The sequence below is a fragment of the Novosphingobium tardum genome, from assembly GCF_042652045.1.
Lineage (GTDB): Bacteria > Pseudomonadota > Alphaproteobacteria > Sphingomonadales > Sphingomonadaceae > Novosphingobium > Novosphingobium tardum.
The window spans coordinates 85,406-103,431 of the sequence record NZ_JBHSDR010000003.1 but is presented as its reverse complement, the minus strand read 5'-3'; the positions used below and the strand labels follow the sequence as shown (position 1 = coordinate 103,431).

The 18,026-nt window shown below is 64.0% G+C and carries 16 protein-coding genes; 7 read left to right on the top strand and 9 right to left on the bottom strand.

The annotated features are described in order from the left end of the window. Window positions 1–67 precede the first annotated feature (67 nt). The 7 genes from ACFO0A_RS00590 to ACFO0A_RS00560 all read right to left on the bottom strand — a co-directional run bounded on the left by ACFO0A_RS00590 (window position 68) and on the right by ACFO0A_RS00560 (window position 7,634). Complete coding sequence (locus ACFO0A_RS00590) at window positions 68–1,729, bottom strand: recombinase family protein (protein WP_379537041.1); 1,662 nt, start codon at window positions 1,727–1,729, stop codon at window positions 68–70. Next, window positions 1,719–2,165 carry a DUF2924 domain-containing protein gene (locus ACFO0A_RS00585; RefSeq protein ID WP_379537040.1) on the bottom strand — a complete coding sequence of 149 codons (447 nt, stop codon included), beginning with the start codon at window positions 2,163–2,165 and terminating at the stop codon, window positions 1,719–1,721. Before ACFO0A_RS00585 ends, ACFO0A_RS00590 begins: the two co-directional genes overlap by 11 nt. Further along, window positions 2,162–2,473, bottom strand: a complete 312-nt coding sequence (locus tag ACFO0A_RS00580; RefSeq protein ID WP_379537039.1) for a DUF3489 domain-containing protein — start codon at window positions 2,471–2,473, stop codon at window positions 2,162–2,164. The genes ACFO0A_RS00585 and ACFO0A_RS00580 overlap by 4 nt, the downstream gene beginning before the upstream one ends. 821 nt (window positions 2,474–3,294) lie before the next feature. Continuing rightward, window positions 3,295–4,101: a DUF5681 domain-containing protein gene (locus ACFO0A_RS00575; protein WP_379537038.1), complete on the bottom strand. Its 807-nt coding sequence runs from the start codon at window positions 4,099–4,101 to the stop codon at window positions 3,295–3,297. Further along, window positions 4,101–5,432: a site-specific DNA-methyltransferase gene (locus tag ACFO0A_RS00570; RefSeq protein ID WP_379537037.1), complete on the bottom strand. Its 1,332-nt coding sequence runs from the start codon at window positions 5,430–5,432 to the stop codon at window positions 4,101–4,103. The genes ACFO0A_RS00575 and ACFO0A_RS00570 overlap by 1 nt, the downstream gene beginning before the upstream one ends. A gap of 490 nt (window positions 5,433–5,922) precedes the next feature. Then, window positions 5,923–6,831, bottom strand: coding sequence for a HupA family protein (locus ACFO0A_RS00565; protein WP_379537036.1), 909 nt, complete (start codon window positions 6,829–6,831; stop codon window positions 5,923–5,925). Between the two features lie 101 nt (window positions 6,832–6,932). Beyond that, complete coding sequence (locus ACFO0A_RS00560; RefSeq protein ID WP_379537035.1) at window positions 6,933–7,634, bottom strand: sulfotransferase family protein; 702 nt, start codon at window positions 7,632–7,634, stop codon at window positions 6,933–6,935. 141 nt (window positions 7,635–7,775) lie between these two features. On the opposite strand from ACFO0A_RS00560, the gene ACFO0A_RS00555 reads away from it, so the two are divergent. The 3 genes from ACFO0A_RS00555 to ACFO0A_RS00545 all read left to right on the top strand — a co-directional run bounded on the left by ACFO0A_RS00555 (window position 7,776) and on the right by ACFO0A_RS00545 (window position 12,000). After that, a complete protein-coding gene (locus ACFO0A_RS00555) occupies window positions 7,776–9,437 on the top strand; it encodes an MFS transporter (RefSeq protein WP_379537034.1) in 1,662 nt (553 codons plus the stop codon). Between the two features lie 74 nt (window positions 9,438–9,511). Continuing rightward, entirely contained in the window at window positions 9,512–10,627 is a 1,116-nt protein-coding gene (locus ACFO0A_RS00550) for an HlyD family secretion protein (protein WP_379538127.1), read from the top strand. Further along, window positions 10,624–12,000, top strand: coding sequence for an efflux transporter outer membrane subunit (locus ACFO0A_RS00545; RefSeq protein ID WP_379537033.1), 1,377 nt, complete (start codon window positions 10,624–10,626; stop codon window positions 11,998–12,000). Before ACFO0A_RS00550 ends, ACFO0A_RS00545 begins: the two co-directional genes overlap by 4 nt. Before the next feature lie 104 nt (window positions 12,001–12,104). On the opposite strand, the gene ACFO0A_RS00540 is transcribed toward ACFO0A_RS00545, so the two are convergent. Continuing rightward, window positions 12,105–12,872, bottom strand: coding sequence for an SDR family NAD(P)-dependent oxidoreductase (locus ACFO0A_RS00540; RefSeq protein WP_379537032.1), 768 nt, complete (start codon window positions 12,870–12,872; stop codon window positions 12,105–12,107). 18 nt (window positions 12,873–12,890) lie between these two features. Further along, window positions 12,891–13,181 carry a putative quinol monooxygenase gene (locus ACFO0A_RS00535; protein ID WP_379537031.1) on the bottom strand — a complete coding sequence of 97 codons (291 nt, stop codon included), beginning with the start codon at window positions 13,179–13,181 and terminating at the stop codon, window positions 12,891–12,893. A gap of 176 nt (window positions 13,182–13,357) precedes the next feature. Here ACFO0A_RS00535 and ACFO0A_RS00530 point away from each other — a divergent pair, with 176 nt between their 5' ends. The 4 genes from ACFO0A_RS00530 (at window position 13,358) to ACFO0A_RS00515 (ending at window position 18,026) form a co-directional block, all read left to right on the top strand. Next, the gene (locus ACFO0A_RS00530; RefSeq protein WP_379537030.1) at window positions 13,358–13,798 is read left to right on the top strand and encodes a DUF1810 domain-containing protein; all 441 of its coding nucleotides are present in this window, start codon (window positions 13,358–13,360) and stop codon (window positions 13,796–13,798) included. A gap of 131 nt (window positions 13,799–13,929) precedes the next feature. Then, window positions 13,930–15,624: a tetratricopeptide repeat protein gene (locus tag ACFO0A_RS00525; protein ID WP_379537029.1), complete on the top strand. Its 1,695-nt coding sequence runs from the start codon at window positions 13,930–13,932 to the stop codon at window positions 15,622–15,624. A 144-nt stretch (window positions 15,625–15,768) separates the two neighbouring features. Then, window positions 15,769–17,403 (top strand): sensor histidine kinase, encoded by a 1,635-nt coding sequence (locus tag ACFO0A_RS00520; RefSeq protein ID WP_379537028.1) that lies wholly within the window; start codon window positions 15,769–15,771, stop codon window positions 17,401–17,403. Next, window positions 17,400–18,026 (top strand): response regulator, encoded by a 627-nt coding sequence (locus tag ACFO0A_RS00515; protein ID WP_379537027.1) that lies wholly within the window; start codon window positions 17,400–17,402, stop codon window positions 18,024–18,026. The genes ACFO0A_RS00520 and ACFO0A_RS00515 overlap by 4 nt, the downstream gene beginning before the upstream one ends.

The window sequence follows — 18,026 nt, the reverse complement described above, 5'->3', positions numbered from 1 at the left end:
GGCGATGCAATGAGAAATGGCGGCAAGTTCTCTGCCGCCAATTTCGCGTCCTAAAAGTGCGTTGCGGTCAGTCGGAGCTGAAGCCCAGCATCTTGCGCTGGTCTGACCAGGCGAGGGGCAGAGCGCCAAGCCGGGAGAGGAAGCGCGCGGTGACCTGACGCGGCTGACGACCATCGAGGATGGTCGTGATGATGTCTGGTGCGAGATACGCGAGCCGGGCGATGCGCTCGAGATGCCTGAGCTGAGTTGACGGCATAGCTTGAACCTCGTCCTCCGACATCTCGAGAAGTTGATCGCGTGCCACAAACCCCCTCGCGATCAACTGGACGAGATTGGGATCATTGGCCGGTGCGCCTGCCGGAGGATCCAGCCTGAGCCGCGGCTCATGGCCCCACCTGGCTTGGGAGGCAGCAATGGACAGGGCGATAACCGCGTTCTCTTCGAGATTCACACCGACCCATGCTGCGAGCGGGGCCAGGTCAAACTCGGCTTTCACTGCCTCGCGAGACACCGTCACCCGCAGCTGTGCCTGCTGCAACAGCTTGCGCAGATCGGCAATCGCTATGCCATCAAGGCTGGATGCCAGGGCGCCGAAGGACGCGATCAAGTTGCCATGCTGGGCCGGATCGACATTGAGCTTACTGACCCGCTGCGCATCGGCGAGGAAAGACTGCATCGAGGTGCGGACTGCATGATCGAGGGCACCTGCCGGCAATCGCAAAGCCGGCTCTTTGGAGCCATCGCCCCTGTGCGAGGCGTAATATCGATAACGCTTGCCATGGTTGCGGGTGTGGATCGGCGACATCGGCCTGCCGACGTCATCTCGGATCACGCCTGCCAGCAAACTGACCGTGCCGCGCCGGCCAGGTTCTAACGGGGCATTTGTTCGCGCGGCCAGCTTGGCCTGCGCAGCATCAAACAGCTCACGATCGACAATGGCCTCATGCTCACCGGGATAAATTTTGCCGCGATGGACGACCTCGCCAACATAGGTGCGATTGGACAGCAGATGGTGCAGCGCTCCGCGGTTAAAAGGCACGCCGCCTTTGAGTTGGCCGTTGCGCCCCACGCGTAGTTTACTGACGATCCCTTGCCGCCGGAGCTTCTCGGCCAGATCGAGGACGTTGGCGCTCGCGAGGTACTGCCGCATGATGTGGCGGACAGTCTCGGCCTCGTCCGGCACTAGAACCAGCTTCTTATCGACCGCAGCGTAACCCAAGGGCAGGTTACCGCCCATCCACATGCCGCGCGCCTTGGAGGCCGCGACCTTGTCGCGGATCCGCTCGGCAATTACCTCGCGCTCGAACTGGGCGAAGGACAGCAAGACGTTGAGTGTTAGGCGCCCCATCGAGTTCGTGGTGTTGAACGCCTGAGTAACGCTGACAAAGGAAGCCCCGGCTGCATCGAGGACATCGACGATCTTGGCAAAGTCGGCGAGGCTGCGGGTGAGCCGGTCGACCTTGTAGACCACCACAACATCAACCCGGCCCGCCCGGACATCGGTAAGCAGTTGCTTCAGCCCCGGGCGGTCCATGTTGCCGCCAGTGAAGCCGCCATCGTCGTACAGGTCAGGGACGAGCTGCCAGCCCTCGTGGCGCTGCGATAGGATGTAGGCGGCGCATGCCTCGCGCTGGGCATCGAGGCTGTTGAAGGCTTGGTCGAGGCCCTCCTCGGTCGACTTGCGGGTGTAGATCGCGCAGCGCAGGCGTCGCGAAGTGCTAGCGGCCATCGGCGCGCACACCAAGCTTGCCCAACCGAGGGCTGCTTAAGCCAAAGAAGCGCGGCCCTGACCAATGTGCTCCCGTGATCCGTTTGGCGATTTCCGAGAGCGAGGAGAAGCGCTCGCCCCGATACTCGAACCCGCTCTCCAGCACGATCACCTGGTGGACTTCGCCGTGCCAGGTGCGCGACAGCCAGGTCCCTGGCTTGACCGCGCCCGAGGCCGCCTCGACCTTGCCAGAACTGGCAGCGGCCATCAGACGCTTCATTTCAGCTTTGCTGAGCATGCCAAGCGCAGCCTCCTGCACTTGGTGGGCGAGGGCCCGGGCCAAAAGGCCCGAGCCAAACGCCGGTGGTGCAATCGTGCCGTTGCGGCGATGCCACTCGGCCTTGCGCTCCCTCGCGGACATCGCTTCGACTGCGGCAACGCGATCTGCGAGCGTCATCGCGAAGTCTTCTCTGCAGACTTGATGCGATAGATTCGCTCACCACCAGCGGGCTTTTCGTTGATGATCGTATGGCCCTTCTTCTTGAGGCCAGACAGTGCCGCCCGCGCAGTGTGCGGCAGCCAGCTTGTCGCTGCGATAAGCTGGTAGAGTGTGGCGCCCTCCGACCGTTGCAGCATCGCCACGACTTCTGCGGATTTGGTTTCGCGCTTCGGCTGCGGGTACTGCTCGGTGGCCTCAAGCTTGGGCTCTCGGGCCATCTTGCGCGAGCGCTTGGATGCGGGCTTGGATTTGTCAAAGGTGGTCATGGGCGGTTCTCCTGATCGTAGCAGCGACCGTCGCTGCCCCCACCACCCAAGGCCCCGCCAGTTATGCTGGTCAGGGCTTCGCCGCCCTATGAGGGCTGCGATTCACACGCAGCACCAACGCTTGCGGTGCAGCTGAAGTCCAATCATATGTCGACATTGGCGTCCAAAGCACGCTGTCCGCTTTGTCGGACGATCCGGAATGGCGGCTCTCAGGAAGCAATCTCCGCTTAGCTGGCGATTGAGGTCAGGCTTAAAACTCAACTTCGTTCGCGGGGTCGCTCTGCCGGCCTATAGAGATTATCCACCTAAGTCTTCTCAATATATAGGGAATCATGCGATTATATACTTGAGCGAACACTGGGTTATTTTGCGCAATATTAGACAAAACGTAAGGGATTGTCCGATAATCACTATGTGGAGGCACCGATAGGTGTAATCATTTAAGGGGCGAGTGCTTTGGCAGAAGTCGGGGCCACTTTGTCGAGGCGTTCTATAAGCCGGTGCTCCAATCAGGTCAGCAACGGAAAGCTGTCTCCCGTCGAGTTTAAGCGACATCAGCTTTTGTAAGCTAAAGGCGTGGACTTAGCTTACAGCTATTGATGAAAGAGATGTTCGGCGTCACACATGCAAACTCGACGGCTTCGCCATGGTTCTCGTCATTGGCATGCGCGTCCAGAACCGGAATGTACGGCAATTTTTGTCGGTTAAGATTCAGGCCGAGCAGGACCGGAATGTCAGCGGCTTGAGACCCGCACTGCTTGTATCCGCGCCCGAGGAGGCCGTGACCAATGAGGTGGTAGTTCTTTCGAGTTCCTGATGGTCTATTCGATATATTCAGACCTCATGGCCTTGTTTCGCCTAATCTCATCCAGCGCTTTGCCCTCGCGTGACGCGCCATTCGCATATGACCGATTTTGCAACTTCGCCTTGTACCGAGGGCCGACGACATCGTTGATGATGTCGAACATCCGCTGTTCGTAATGCCATTCTTCCAGCCAGAAGGCCTGGCGGGAAGGATCGCGAGCGTGGCGGTGCTTCGAAGCGAATTCGCTGACCAGCTTCTGCGCTTCGTCGCGACGAGCCAGAGCATGGTCGAGGCGCTGCTTCTCCTCCTTGGTCTTGGGCCCGAGGAACTTCACGTCACCGGTGTTGGGATCGAGGATCACATCGTCAGGATGTGGCACAGGCTGCGGCTCGGGTAGGCCAGCCAAGCGACAACGCTCAATCTCCTCGTCCCACTTGTGCTTGTAGTCGAACATCGTGCTGAACAGTTCGAACTTGGTCGCATGGTGGTCAGCCTCCATCTTGGTGACCATCTCGGCGAGGGTCTTCTGGACGAAGCGGTTCCCCTTCATGGCAGCGACGCCCATTGCCCGGAAGACGGCCTGGATCGCCGGTAACTCCAAGACCTGGTCGCCTTCACGGATCGTCACGGTGCGGTAGGCTTCCATCCGCAGAAACTCCTCCGCCGCCTTGCGTCCGAAGCCGGTGTCGACCTCGGCGGGCTTGGGCTTCTTGCGCCGGGGCCGGCCATTGGGGTTGCCCGACCTGCCCTTCTGGAACTTGTGGTCGGCCGGCGGCTTGCCGTAGCCGACCTGGTAAGGAACCGGCAGCTGCTCGTCGTTCATCAGGCAGCCTCCCCTTCGATGACGAGACCAAGCCGCTGCTCAGCGACATCCTCGAAGCAGTCCTTGGTGACAGCAAGCGTCGCACGTTTGCCGGTGAGCTTTTCCCAGCGCCGGATGATCGTGTCGCAGTAGAGCGGATCATACTCGATCAGGCGCGCCGAGCGCCCAGTCTTCTCGGCCGCGATCAGGGTTGAGCCTGAACCGCCGAAGCAATCCAGCACCACCTCGCCGCGGCGCGAGCAGTCGCGGATCGCATCTGCAATCAGCGCGACCGGCTTGACCGTGGGATGCATCGCCAGCTCTTCGCTGCGCGAGCCCGAGATGCTGCTGATCCCGGCATAGTCCCAGACATTGGTCCGGTAGCGCCCGGTCTGACCAAGACCGAAGCTGTTGGTATGCTCGGCGGTGCCCTGCTTGAAGACGAAGATCAGCTCGTGCTTGGAGCGGTAGAAAGCGCCCATCCCGCCATTGGTCTTGTTCCAGACGACCAGGTTCTTGAGCTCGGTGAAGACTGCGCTCCCAGCAGAGAGCAGCTCGCCCATGTGGCGCCAGTCCATGCAGACGAAGGCAATCGCGCCGTCGCGCATCACCGAGGCGGCATTGCCGAGCGTATCGCGCAGGAACTGGGTAAACTGGTTCTCGCTCATCTCGCCCGAAGCAAAAGCAAACTCGCGGTGCTTGATTGAGCCCAGCCCACACACGTTACCGTCGATCTTCACGTTGTAGGGCGGATCGGTGAAGACGAGATCAGCTCGCTCGCCTCCTATCAAGGCTTCGAAGTCGATCGCGCTGCGCGCATCGCCGCATAGCAGCTTGTGCCGGCCCAGCAGCCAGAGGTCGCCCTGCCGCGAGACAGGAAGTCCGGTCGCCAGCTCTACTTCATCCTCTGGCGCCTCGATCTTGTCCGGATCGGCCTCGCTCGCCTCGTCGAGCACCAGGTCGATCTCCGCCAGGCTGAACCCGGTCAGTTCGACATCAAACTCCAGGTCAACCAGGGCCTGTAGCTCAATGGCGAGGATCTCCTTGTCCCAACCAGCATTGAGCGCGAGCTTGTTGTCCGCCAGCACGTAGGCCCGGCGTTCGGCTGCGCTCAGGTGCGAGAGCGCAATTGTCGGGACCTGCTTCCAGCCGATCAGCTTGGCTGCCTCGACCCGGCCATGGCCGGCAATGATCTCGCCCTCGTCCGAGACGAGGACCGGGTTGGTGAACCCGAACCGCTCGATCGACCGGGCGATCTGCTTGATCTGTTTCTTGGAGTGGGTGCGCGCGTTGCGCGCGTATGGCCGAAGCGGAGCAATATCGCGTTCGACCACCTGGTAGGTGGTGCTCATCGTGTCGTTCCTTCCATCAGCTATCTCAGCGAGGGCGGAAGTATCCCGTTGCACAAACCGATCGATTTGTCATGATCAAACCGGGAACAAACTATCCCCAGGCGGTGCCGGGCTGGCGGCATTTGGCCGCAGCGCCCGGCACAGCGGGCTGGCGGCGTGTCATACACTCGCCCATGCGACTTCACTGCTTGCCGCCGCTGAATTCGCTGCTCGGGCCAGGATAATTCCCTGCTAGGCGATTCCAAATTCCCTGTTCCGCGTTTAGGGAATTCGTTCGGGGAATGGCGGAAATCCGAGGGAAACGCGGGCCTTGGATAGCGTCGCGCGTTCCAAAAATTGAGAATTTCCCTGTTAATTCCCTGCTAACAGGGAAAATGAGCGCTGAGACGCGTTAGGCAGGGACTGGTGCATTCACCATGTTTTCAGGAAAAACCTGGCCTCACGTGGGCTGCCGACCTCCTGAGCTCTCGGCCAACGCGCGGCGAGCGTCCTAGGGCGTGCGGGTGCCGGAGAACAGGACGATGCTCTGCCCTGATTTCAGCACCGCCTGAGCCAGGAACTCTTCACCCCGAGGCCCCATGAACAAGCCTTGGAGCGTCCCCTCAGCCGATCCATCCGGCGGGATCAGTCGACCGCTGAACCTGGTCCCGTCGGCGCTGATCGTAACATCGCGTAATTCGGTGATCTGGCTTGGCCCGTTGACGAAGAAGGGGATGCCGCCCGTTACGGTTCTGGCGCCGAAGTCTGCGCCGAAAGTGAATCTGTTGTCGTTGAATGTCAGCTGGTAGTCGGCAGCCCCCGACGTGGGAAGCACGTTGGGCGGCGTTGGAATTCCGTATGCGAATTCGAGTATAAGATCGGTTTCGGTCGAGTTGGCATTCGGGGCGCTGGCGAAATAACCTTGCATCACGTATTTCTGAAGCTGCTCGGCAACGATGGGCCTCGAGAGGGTGAGTATCCCGCCCAGGACGTTGAAATAGGCCACAGCCCGTTCGCCGTTGACGAGGCTTCCAGAATTGTCGCGAGGGACGAGTTCTCCTTCGCCGATCGCCGGAACCATGAGCAGCAGGCTTGAAGGGGCTGCGAACCGGATCGTGTGACCTGGTTGGCTCGTGAGACTGCCCTCCTCGAGAATGAAGTCCCATCCGCTTCCCTTACCGCGCTGCGAACTCCCGAGAGTCGCGAACGTTTGCGACGTCGTCGCGCCCAGGGTGCCGAAAGACCCCACGGCCGGCAGAGGTGTTGGCGGCGTAGAGGTGGCGGTCGGCGTTGGCGTCGGTGAGGGAGCGGGCGCCTGCCCCAGGCTGATCGGCGGGCTCGTGCTGCCGCCTCCGCCGCATCCGGCCAACAGGATCAGTCCGGCACCGGCGAGCGTCTCGCGTCGTGTCATGCGTATCATGGCTGCACCTCCTTGCAGCCGTCATGCGCGCGGCAACGAGCCGACGGAATGATGCCTCGCTTATGGTTTGCCGATGATTTGCCGATGATCGGCCGGCGGGCTCACTCCCGTGGCTTAAAGGCCTGGTCGCGCATCATTTCGATATAGAGACGCGCGAGCCCCTCTCGCGCTTGCGGGTCATCCGGGACGACGCCTCGGCTGCCGGACGCCGGGCCGAGTTGGGCGCGGCTGTTGGTGCGGGGGAACGACAAGTCGGGGATCGGTACGTCGAGAAATTCGCACAGCGGTTGCCAGCCGTCGCGGACGTCAAAATGCAGCAGCCGCTCGGCAGCCACTCCATCGAGCACGGACCGGTTGCGCCGGACATACCAGTCGATGAGGATAGCCCGGTCCGATACGTCGCCGCCAATCGGATCGAACATCGTCGCCTGCATCAGGGCATGCGCCGCCGTGCCAGCGTGGGCGTCCTGCATCCACGGCGAGAAAATCGTCTGGCTGACCGATTCGAACCAGCGATCGGGATCGCGGGTCGTCAGCACGATCTTGGCATCGGGGAAATGGTCGGCGATCTCGCGCCAGAAAGTGGCGGACGGGTAGTCACTGGTCGAACCGAAGCCCGCGAAGATTGCGTCCCAGTCACGCCTGCCCGCCGCGGCCTCGAGCCACAGCGGAACTTGCCGGCGCTCGTCCGCAAAGACTTCCGTCATATGGTGGCACGGCCCGAAGCCGAGCGCTTCCAGGGCAAATTTCATCGACAGCGTGGCGTTCCGGCCCAAGCCGGCCGCGATGACCTGAAGCGTCATGTTCCCGTCCTATGCCAGCTCCGCAAGCCGCGAAAGAGCCAGCACAGCGCTCATTTCAAATTATGCCTTGCTCCCTGCGCCTCCGCGAGAGATTGCCGGAAGGTCGACGTCCCCTTTCCAGGGGCAAGCAAGGCGAGGTCGGTGGCAAGCGAGCGCGCGTACGAGTTTCTGCCTCACGAACGGCCGCTCATGCCGGGCTCCCCGGCGACGCCCACGCACCCGATGCCGCGGCGCATCGGCTATGCCCTCATCGGCGTCCTGATCGCGCTGACCAGCGGTCTCAGCACGGGTCTGCTGTCAGCCAATCTTCCCCAGATCCAGGGTTCGCTTGGCCTCACCAACGTCGAGGGCGCGTGGATTACAGCCGCCTACTCGATGACGAATGTCTGCACGAGTTTTCTGCTGATCAAATTCAGGCAGCAGTTCGGGCTGCAACGGATCACGCGGGTATTTCTGATCGGATTTGTGCTCGTCTCGGCGCTGCAGGTGATGGTCCACAGTTATCAGACCGAGCTGGGCATGCGCGCCCTGGCCGGGATCGTCGCGGCCGGCTTCACGCCGCTCGGCTTCTTTTACATAATGCAGGCGATGCCAGCGAAGGCGCGACTGGGCGGGATGATCCTGGGAATCGGTCTGGGCCAGGTAGCACTGCCGCTGGCAAGAATCATTTCTCCGTTTCTCCTGGCCAACGGCGCGATCGGGAACCTCTACTTGTTCGAGTTCGGCCTCAGTCTGGTCTGCCTTGGCAGCATGGCGTTGCTGCGCCTGCCGCCGAGCGAAACGGCACCGGTCTTCGAACGGCTCGATTTCGTGACCTTCGCGCTGTTTGCGCCAGGGCTTGCACTGTTGATCGCGGTCCTCGTGCAAGGCCGGATTGTCTGGTGGTCCACCCCGTGGCTCGGCTATGCCATGGCGGGCGCGATCGTCCTGATCGGCGCGGCCATGCTGATCGAGCACAACCGCGCGAATCCCATGTTGAACACCCGATGGATGCGGACCCGAGGGGTCCTGCGGTTGGCGCTTGTCGCGGCGGTCGTCCGCATCCTGCTGTCCGAACAGACGTTCGGATCGACCGGCCTGCTGACCGTTGTCGGAATGGGGCAGGACCAGCTCGTAACCCTGAATGTCGTCATGGCGATCGCGACCACGATCGGGGTGCTGGCCAGCGTAGCCACGCTCAACCCCCAGGACCTGATCAAGCCGGTGGCCATTTCGGTTGCACTGATCGCGATCGGGGCATGGCTCGATTCCGATGCCTCGAACCTTACCCGCCCGGAGAACCTTTACGTCTCGCAGGCGCTGATCGGGTTCGCGGCCGCGTACTTCCTCGGGCCGACGATGATGGCCGGCATTCTGCGCGCCCTGTCGAAGGGGCCGAGCCACATGGTCAGTTTTTCCGCGGTGCTCGGCATTGCACAGACCCTTGGCGGCATTGGCGGTGCGGCGTTCCTGGGCAGCCTGCAGGTCATTCGCGAGAAGATGCATTCCGCCGAGCTTGTTCTGGCGATCGACCCGACCAACCCGCAGGTGGCGGCTCGTTTGCAGCAGCTGGGCGGCGCATATGGCCGGGTGGTCGGCGATCCCGTCCTGCGTCAGGTACAGGGCACGGGCCTGCTCGCCCAGCAGATAACCCGGGAAGCCAATATCCTTGCCTTCAACGATGTCTTCCTCGTTATCGCCGGTCTGTCGGTGCTTTCGTTCATTTATGTGGGTGGCCGGTGGCTTTATCTGAAATGGAAGGGCATCAACCCTCTCGCCGGGGAACTGGAAGCGCTGCAACGCATGATGGCGAACAGGACATGAGCGAAACCACGTTGCCCATTACGGACGGCGGCCGCGATGTGCAGCCCGAGCGTGCTGCTGACGGCGCAGCGTACATGCGCCAGACCGATCCGGCAGAAGCCGCAACCGACCCGGTAGTGCAGTCCCGTGGTTGGGCACCTCCCAAGGGTAGTGCCAGGACAACCGCAATCTTCGTCGCCATCCTGCTGGCCGGCGTCCTCGTCGCACTCTACGCCTGGGGCCTGCCGCCGTTCGGCAGCAAGGTCCAGACGACCGACAACGCCTATGTTCGCGGCCAGACCACGGTTATCGCACCGCAAGTGAACGGCTATGTCACACGGGTCCTTGTCCAGGATTTCCAACAAGTTCGCGCTGGGCAGCCGCTGGTTGCGATCGACGACCGGATCTATCGCCAGCGGGTCCAGCAGGCCGATGCCAACCTGCAAGCGCAGTCAGCCAATCTCGATAACTCGCAGCAGAGCCAGCGCTCGTCGCAGGCATCAGTCGCGGGGCAGAATGCCGCGCTCGAAAGCGCGCGGGCGCAACTGGCCCGCGCCCAGGCCGACATGCGCCGCGTCAACGAGCTGGTGGCCCAGCGATCCCTTTCACTGCGCGAACGCGACCAGACTCTCGCCGCGTTGCGCCAGGCCGAAGCGGCAGTGCACCAGGCCGAGGCCCAGCGCGCCATCGCGCAGGAACAGGTGCGCACGGTCACGGTCGGTCGTGGCGGATTGCAGGCCGGGGTGGCCAACGCCAGGGCCGCCCTTGAGCTGGCGAAGATCGACCTCGCCAACAGCATTATCAAGGCGCCTCAGTCAGGTCAGGTGGGTGAGGTCGGCGTACGTCTCGGCCAGTATGTGACCGCAGGCACCCAACTGCTGTTTCTGGTGCCCGAGAAAGTGTGGGTCGTCGCCAACTTCAAGGAGGCGCAGACCGCCCGGATCTCGCCGGGCCAGGCCGCGACCGTCAGGGTCGACGCGCTCGATGGAGCCGAGCTCACCGGGCGCGTCCAACAGCTCTCGCCAGCGGCGGGCAGCGAGTTCTCGGTGATCCGTGCGGACAACGCCACAGGCAACTTCGTGAAGGTGGCTCAGCGCATCGCGGTACGCATCGCGATCGACCCTGGCCAGCCGCTGGCTCGCCGGCTGCGCCCGGGCATGTCAGTCGAAGCGCGGGTGGATACGGCAAGCCAGCCGCGCCGCTCACGATGAAGCGAGCGGCGATCGCCACCCTGACGATCCTGGTCGGCGGCTGCACTCCGACAATCGGCCAGCATCCCCCAGCCGCATCGGTGATCCCGCCGGCTGCGTGGCGCACGGAGCTGCCCGGACAGGGACCGATCGAGCCCGGCTGGTGGCAGAAGTTCGGCGATCCGGTGCTGACCGCACTCGTCGAACGGGCGCTGAGCCGCAACAGCGATATCGCGATCGCCGCCGGGCGGGTGCGCGAAGCGCGTGCACAGGAGACGCTGGCCCGCGCGCCACTGCTTCCGTCGCTTGATTTCGGCCTTGGTGCGGTCCGCCAGCGCGAGATCGGGCCACTGGGCGCCCCCGTCACCACAACCGCCGCGCAGCCGGTCTTCCAGGCCGCGTACGAGGTGGACTTGTTTGGCCGTATCGGCGACCAGGTCGAGGCGGCCCGCCAGGGAGCGATGGCCAGCCAGGCCGCGCGCGATGCTGCCGCACTGAGCGTCGCGGCGGCTACTGCCAGCGGCTACATTACCCTGCGAGCACTCGACTCCCGGCTGGCGATCGTACGCGAAACGCTCGTGTCGCGCGAAGAAGCGCTGCGGATCGCGCGCAACCGGGCGCGGGTCGGCTACACCTCGGACCTGGAATTGCGCCAGGCGCAGGCAGAATACTACGCAGCCGCTCAAATCGTGCCGCAAGTGGAGCTGGCCATCAGGCGGCAGGAGGATGCGCTCAGCGTGCTCGTCGGCGAGCCGCCGAGAGCGATCGAACGCGGCCTCGCGCTCGGCGCGATCGAGTTACCGCCGGTTCCTGGCGAGTTGCCCTCCGAGTTGCTTCGGCGCCGGCCCGATGTCGCACAGGCCGAATACGTGCTGGCGGCAAGCGACGCTTCGCTCGCGGCTGCGCGCGCGCAATTCCTCCCCCGACTGAACCTTAACGCGACGCTGGGCTCGGTCGTCGCCGTTGGCTTGGGAGACCCGGTGGGTATCTGGTCGCTCGGCGGCAGCGTGCTGGCGCCGATCTTCAACAATGGTCGCAACCAGGGGCAATTCGATGTCGCGCTTGCGCGGCGCGACCAGGCGGCGTTCGCGTATCAGAAAGCGGCGCTGACAGCTTTCCGCGAGGTCGAGGACAATCTGGCGGCGGTTCAGCGGTTCAGCGAGCAGCAGGTCAGCATCCAGCGCCAGCGCGACGCGCTCGCCAGTGCGCTTGGCCATGCCCGAAACCGCTACGAGGCAGGCTACACATCCTATCTCGAGCAACTCGACGCCCAACGCGCCCTTCTAAACGCCGAACTCGCGCTGACGCAGGCACGCGCCGACAAACTCACCGCAACGGTCGCGCTCTATCAGTCGCTTGGGGGCGGCTGGGCTTCCGGACCGCATCCAGAATGACGACAGGGACGCGCTCTTAGAGCAACCGGAGCGCTCTTTCGCGTTCCACTGCGATCCACAATTTTGCGCACCATGACGAGCCGCCAAAAATCCGATCGCGGTGATCAGGGCAGCGCTATTCCTGTCAGGTCGTGGAGCATGCCAAGCAATTTCTCCTGGAATTCCACGTCGGTCACCTCGTGCGCCGGCGTTTGCCGAGTGCGGTTATGCCAGTAGCCGCCGCTGACCTTGGCTTCAGCCTCTTCGGTGACGGCAAGCCAACTCTGGGTCCGCTGGCCGGTATCGAGGTCGACGGGGGCCGCTTGTCCGCCCATCCTTGTCCGCACCCAACCGGGATCGACCGCGCTGCATATCGTCGCCGGCCATTTGCGGGCCAGGGCCGCCGCGATTGCAGCGACGTGCAGCTTGCTTTCTGCGTAAGCCTTCGCCGCATCCCACGACCGCCGCTTCCAGTCGATGTCAGCCAAGGAGCCCTCGCCGCCGCGATGCAGTCCGCTGCTGAGATAGACCAGGCGTTGGGGTCGGTCGATCAGGCAGGTCAGGATGTACGGGGCCAACGTGTTGACCGCCAGGATCGTCGCGTGCCCCTCTGCGGTCGAGCCGCGTTCGGGCGTGGTGTATATCCCAGCGTTGTGGATCACCGCATCCATCGGGCCTATCGAATTGACCTGGTCGGCCAGGCTGAGCGTTTCAGCCAGGCTGCTCAGATCCCCCGTGACGACATTCACCCCCCCGTCCCTCGCAAGTCGCGCTTCCGCGGCCCGACTCTTCGACCGGGCATGAATCACGACCTCATGCCCTTGGGCGACCAGCGACTGGGCGGCGGCGAGGCCGAGCCCATCGGTGCTGCCGGTGATGAAGACACGGGCCATGATATCGTATCTTTCCCTTCAGCCGATTGCGTCCAGCATCTCGATCTCGGGCCGACCGTCGAGAACGCCGCCCAACCCGGGTCCAGCGCTGCGAAAATGCTCGGATGCCCGGTGCGCTTCTAGCGCCGCTTCGTCGCGGTAGATTTCGAGAACCTTGTAAGTGTTCGGCTCGGTGCGGCTACGGCTGAGCTGGTAGATGACATTGCCGCTCTCGTTCGCTCGGACCTGGGCTGCGAGCTGCGTGAAGAGGCGCTCGAATTCCTCTCCCTTGTCCGGCTTGGCGCGTAGCGTGGCAATGATGGCGATCATCTCAAATCCTCTTTCCAGTTCAGCGCGACCATATCGGTTTTCCGGGACCTGACTAGGTACTCGTTCGCCCAGTGGACGCCAGACGTTCTCGCCGACCGGGCGGTCATTGGTGTCAGCCTGGTGAGGACTACAGAACGGGCGCTCGCAGAAACATCCTCCTGTTCTCAGGCGCCGGTGTGCGCCAGAAGAGATGGGTGGAAGAAGATCCCTTCAACTTGCAGCGGTTTGTCGATGCGCAGGAGCGGGCCTTTTCCGGCGCTCTCGACGAGATCAGCCGGGGCGCGAAGCGCGGTCACTGGATGTGGTTCATCTTTCCGCAGTTGCGTGGCCTTGGCCGAAGCGAGATGGCTCTGCACTTCGGCATCGGCTCGTTGGATGAAGCACGAGCCTTTCTAGCGCACCCGGTTCTTGGACCGCATTTGCGCGAGTGCGTGTCCGTCCTTCAGGGTCTCGCTTCGCGAACCGCTTCCGACGTGTTCGGCGAGGTGGACGCGATGAAGCTGAAGTCTTCGCTTACCTTGTTCGCCAGGGCGGATGGCGGCCCGCTCTTCGAGGACGCTTTGAGCCGCTGGTTCGGCGAAGAGGACGTGCGCACCCTCGATCTGCTCGGCTTGTGATCCTCGCGCGGCTCCTGAGGGTCGCGATTTCGGACTGAAGGTCGCTGTGCACTCAGTCATGCCGAGCTATCGCGGCTTGCGGACCGTGTTTTGGGCGGTAAGCTTGCTTCGGGTCGCTGGGGAATGCCGAGATGACTCTGCACCGAATGCGCCACTTGCTGATAGCTTCGGTTCTCAGCTTTTCCGGCGCCGCCTTCGCCCAGGCTGCGCATGATCACGAGCACGGCAAGCCGCCCGAACTGGTAACGGTGACCGACTGGGCGAGGGGCGCGCAGATATTCGACGGGCTCGGGAGCTTTCACCGAACCGTCACGACATCGTCGCCGGAAGCGCAGCGCTACTTCGACCAGGGCATGCGATTCGTCTGGGCGTTCAACCACGATGAGGCGACCCGGTCGTTCGCCCGCGCCGCTCAAATCGATCCGGCATGCGCCCTCTGTTACTGGGGCGTCGCGCTAACCTTGGGCCCCAATTACAACATGCCGACAATGGCAGAGGCGCGAGCGCGCGCGGGTTGGGATGCGCTTCGCAAGGCCCAGGCCAGTGCGCCGAAGGCCACGCCGGTGGAACAGGCACTGATCGGCGCGCTCGCTGCGCGCTATGCGGGCCCCGAAGCGCTCGATCCCACCAACAGCGCGCCGCGCCTTTCGGCATACGTGGAAGCCATGCGTGAAGTCGCGAGGCAATACCCGCATGACAACGACGTGCAGACCCTGTTCGCCGAAGCCCTGATGAACACCAATCCCTGGAAGCTGTGGAATGAAGATGGCTCGCCGGGTCCGGGGACACCCGAAATCGTGGAACGGCTCAAAGCCGTGCTCGCGACCGACCCCGGCCATCCCGGCGCAAACCACTACCTGATCCACGCGGTCGAGGCGTCGCGGAACCCGGAACAGGCGCTGGCTTCTGCCGAAGCGCTCAAGGCAATGATGCCCGGTGCCGGGCATCTCGTGCACATGCCGTCGCACATCATGCAGCGCGTGGGCCGTTACGAGGAAGCGGCCGAGGCCAACCGCCTGGGTGCTGCCGCCGATCTTGCTTATCTCAAGCTGACCGCGCCCCCGGATTATTACCCGATGTATCTGGTGCACAACTACCAGTTCCTCGCCTTCGCGGCGGCTATGGAAGGGCGCTCAGCCGAAGCCATCGCGGCTACCCGGGCCGCGCGTGGGGCGATGCCGGACACGATGCTTGTGTCCATGCCGGGCCTCGATTGGTCGATCGGCTACTTGTACGATTCGCTCGTGCGCTTCGGACGCTGGGACGAGATGCTGGGCGAGCCGACGCCGGATCGGAACCTTGCGGGCCTGTCCATCTCGTTCCATCAGGCCAGGGCAATTGCGCTCGCCGCCAAGGGGCGGACGACCGAGGCTGAGCAGGAGCTTCGCTCATCCGAGGCGCTGATCGCCGCCGCGCCGGGTGATGCGGCGCAAGGCATGAACCCCGCGCGTTCGGTCTACGACATCGGCCAGCACAAGGCAGCTGCGCGCCTCGTCGCGGCCAAAGGTAACCGTAACGAAGGGATCGCGTTGCTCGTTCAGGCGACGGCGCTTGAAGACAAGCTGTCTTACAACGAGCCGGAGGATGTGTTCTTTCCGGTTCGCCACATGCTGGGCGCAATGCTGCTCGACGCGGGCCGTGCGGGCGAGGCGGAGAGCGTCTTTCGCGAGGACCTTAGGCGACATCCCAAGAATGGCTGGGCGCTCACCGGTCTCAAAGCGGCGCTTGTGGCGCAAAAGCGCTTGGGCGAACTCGGGCAAATCGATGCCGAGTTGCATGATGCCTGGGCCCACGCCGACCAGAAGATCGAGCGCGCATCCTATTGACGCTGCACGGTTGCGACAGGTGAGTTGCCGGGCCTGATCCCACGTCCCGCGATGCATTTGCCGGCTACCTCGGCGTCAGAGCGCTTCCTCTTGCCTCGCTGCGCTGGCCAAGGCACTCTTCGTAAGGGGCAGCGCGGAGAGGAGATGGGGATCCGCTTCTCTAACCTTTTGATGTCGTCGCGGATCGTCGCCACCTTTCGCGTGGCGATGGTGCTGATCCTTGCCGCCGCGATCTGGTTCGATCCCGCCAAGCCGCTTCGTTTCGATTCCCTGCCCGGCGTGATATTCCTGGCCTACGGCGTCTGGGCAGTCTGGCTGCTGGCGGTGGCGCTGACCGACTGGTGGCTGGAATACAGGATCTCGCGCACCGCGCTGGTCGTGGACATCGCCGCCTCTACTTTTGCATTCGTTCTGACCAACTCGTCCGGCCGCAACCTGTCGAGCGCATTCCTGGCCTTCTTCGTTTACCTGCTGATCGCCGGCACCACCCAGCGCGGGTGGCGCGGAGCCTTTGGCGCGGGCCTTGCCGCGGTAGGGGCGCTGGTCTTCGTATCGACCGCGATGATTTTCGCGGGCGTCCATCTCGACTTGGGGCGCATCGGCCAGCGAGTCGGGTACATGCTGGTCATGACTGCATTGGTCGTCTGGTACGCAGGCAGCCACGCCTCGATTGTCCTGCGGCCGTTTGTCGCGGGCCGCGTGATCGGGCTCGATCCACCACTGGCCGACGTGCTCCGCTATGCCCTGCGCAATGCCGGAGCCCGGCGCGGGCTGATCGCGTGGACCCCGGCCAACGCGCGGCATCCAACGGTGGTGACGCACGATGGCCGGCCGTGGCGCGGCGACGGGGTCCCGGACGAAGTCCTTCCCGCGGCCCCAGGGGCGGAGGTCGAGGCCACCTTGTTCAACCGCCCCCGCGAGGTCATTCTCCAGCTTTGCGACGAGGGCCGGTTGGAGGGCTACAGCGGGGCGCGCGCATTCGGCGACGCCTGGGTGTTCGACATCGACGAGGGCGTTCTCGTGCCCCTGAGTGCGACGACGGGCCGCGGCACGCTGCTGCTCGGCGACCTGCGCCTGGCCAGCCGCGATGTCCTGCCGATCGGCCGGGAGATCGGGCGCGAAGTCGGTGCCGCGCTCGACCGTCACGCCTATTCGCACCTCGCCCACCAGGACAACCTCGAGCGTGTCCGCGACGCCATTGCCCGCGACCTGCACGACAGCGTCGCCCAGTCGCTCGCCGGCGCCTCCTTCCGGATCGAAGCGGCGCGGGGGAAGATTCGCGAAGGCGAGGACCCCGACGCCGAGCTTCTCGCGCTGAAGAACGCGCTGCGGGCGGAGCAGACGCACATCCGCGTGGTCATCGACCGGTTGCGCTCGGGCGGCGACCTGCCCGCGCGCGCCGACTTGCGCCGCAGCCTGGACGAGGTGCTGGCGGAAGCAGGGATGCAGTGGCAGCTAGAAGCTTGTCTGGTCGGCGATCCCGGCGCCGTCTTCGCCCGCGCCGACCCGCTGCACGAAATCCGCCAGATCGTGCGCGAGGCGGTGGCCAACGCTGCCCGCCACGCAGGCGCGCGCAAGGTCGAGGTCTCGCTCGAAGGCGGCTCGGGCACTCTGCACATGCGCATCGCCGATGACGGGCAAAACGCCGTGGGCGCTCCGCGCGCCATCCGGCCGCGCTCGATCTGCGAGCGGGTCGACGCGCTCGACGGATCGATTACCGCACTGCGCGGGCGAAAGGGCACCACCTTGCACATCGACATTCCCGAGGCGCGGCTGTGACCGTCCCGGTCATCATCGCCGACGATCACCCGTTCATCCTGAGCGGGGTCGAAAGCGTGCTGGGCAACTCCCGCTTCAAGGTGATGGCGACCGCCACCGACGGGCAGCAGGCGCTCGATGCGATAGCGGCGCACGACCCGGCGATCGCGATCCTCGACGTGCGGATGCCGGTGCTGGGCGGAGTGGCCGTGCTGCAGGCGCTGCGCGAGGCGGGCGACCGGCGCGTCGTCGTCCTCCTGACCGCCGATATCGAGGACCGCCAGCTCATCACCGCATTGGATGCGGGAGTTGATGGGATCGTGTTCAAGGAGGGCGGCGAGGACCGCCTGATCGAATGCCTCGAAACCGTCCATGCGGGCGAACGCTACATTCCCGGCGCGATCCTGGCCCACGCCGACAAGGTGCGAAGGACGGTGGACGCCGACCCCTTCCGCCAGCTCACCGCGCGCGAGGCGGAGCTTGTCTGGATGCTGGGGCAGGGCCTGAAGAACCGCGAGATCGCCGAGCGGTTCGACCTTAGCGAAGGGGCGATCAAGTTCGCCTTCCACGCGATCTACCGCAAGCTGGGCGTCTCGACCCGGACCGAACTAGCTATGATGGTCCAACGTCGCGGATTTGCTTGA

Coding starts and splice junctions, on each gene's coding strand:
- ACFO0A_RS00525 (WP_379537029.1), top strand. CDS start 13,930: ATGACTCTGCACCGAATGCGCCACTTGCTGATAGCTTCGGTTCTCAGC.
- ACFO0A_RS00535 (WP_379537031.1), bottom strand. CDS start 13,181: ATGATCGCCATCATTGCCACGCTACGCGCCAAGCCGGACAAGGGAGAG.
- ACFO0A_RS00560 (WP_379537035.1), bottom strand. CDS start 7,634: ATGACGCTTCAGGTCATCGCGGCCGGCTTGGGCCGGAACGCCACGCTG.
- ACFO0A_RS00520 (WP_379537028.1), top strand. CDS start 15,769: ATGGGGATCCGCTTCTCTAACCTTTTGATGTCGTCGCGGATCGTCGCC.
- ACFO0A_RS00540 (WP_379537032.1), bottom strand. CDS start 12,872: ATGGCCCGTGTCTTCATCACCGGCAGCACCGATGGGCTCGGCCTCGCC.
- ACFO0A_RS00585 (WP_379537040.1), bottom strand. CDS start 2,165: ATGACGCTCGCAGATCGCGTTGCCGCAGTCGAAGCGATGTCCGCGAGG.
- ACFO0A_RS00580 (WP_379537039.1), bottom strand. CDS start 2,473: ATGACCACCTTTGACAAATCCAAGCCCGCATCCAAGCGCTCGCGCAAG.
- ACFO0A_RS00570 (WP_379537037.1), bottom strand. CDS start 5,432: ATGAGCACCACCTACCAGGTGGTCGAACGCGATATTGCTCCGCTTCGG.
- ACFO0A_RS00545 (WP_379537033.1), top strand. CDS start 10,624: ATGAAGCGAGCGGCGATCGCCACCCTGACGATCCTGGTCGGCGGCTGC.
- ACFO0A_RS00550 (WP_379538127.1), top strand. CDS start 9,512: ATGCGCCAGACCGATCCGGCAGAAGCCGCAACCGACCCGGTAGTGCAG.
- ACFO0A_RS00590 (WP_379537041.1), bottom strand. CDS start 1,729: ATGGCCGCTAGCACTTCGCGACGCCTGCGCTGCGCGATCTACACCCGC.
- ACFO0A_RS00575 (WP_379537038.1), bottom strand. CDS start 4,101: ATGAACGACGAGCAGCTGCCGGTTCCTTACCAGGTCGGCTACGGCAAG.
- ACFO0A_RS00565 (WP_379537036.1), bottom strand. CDS start 6,831: ATGATACGCATGACACGACGCGAGACGCTCGCCGGTGCCGGACTGATC.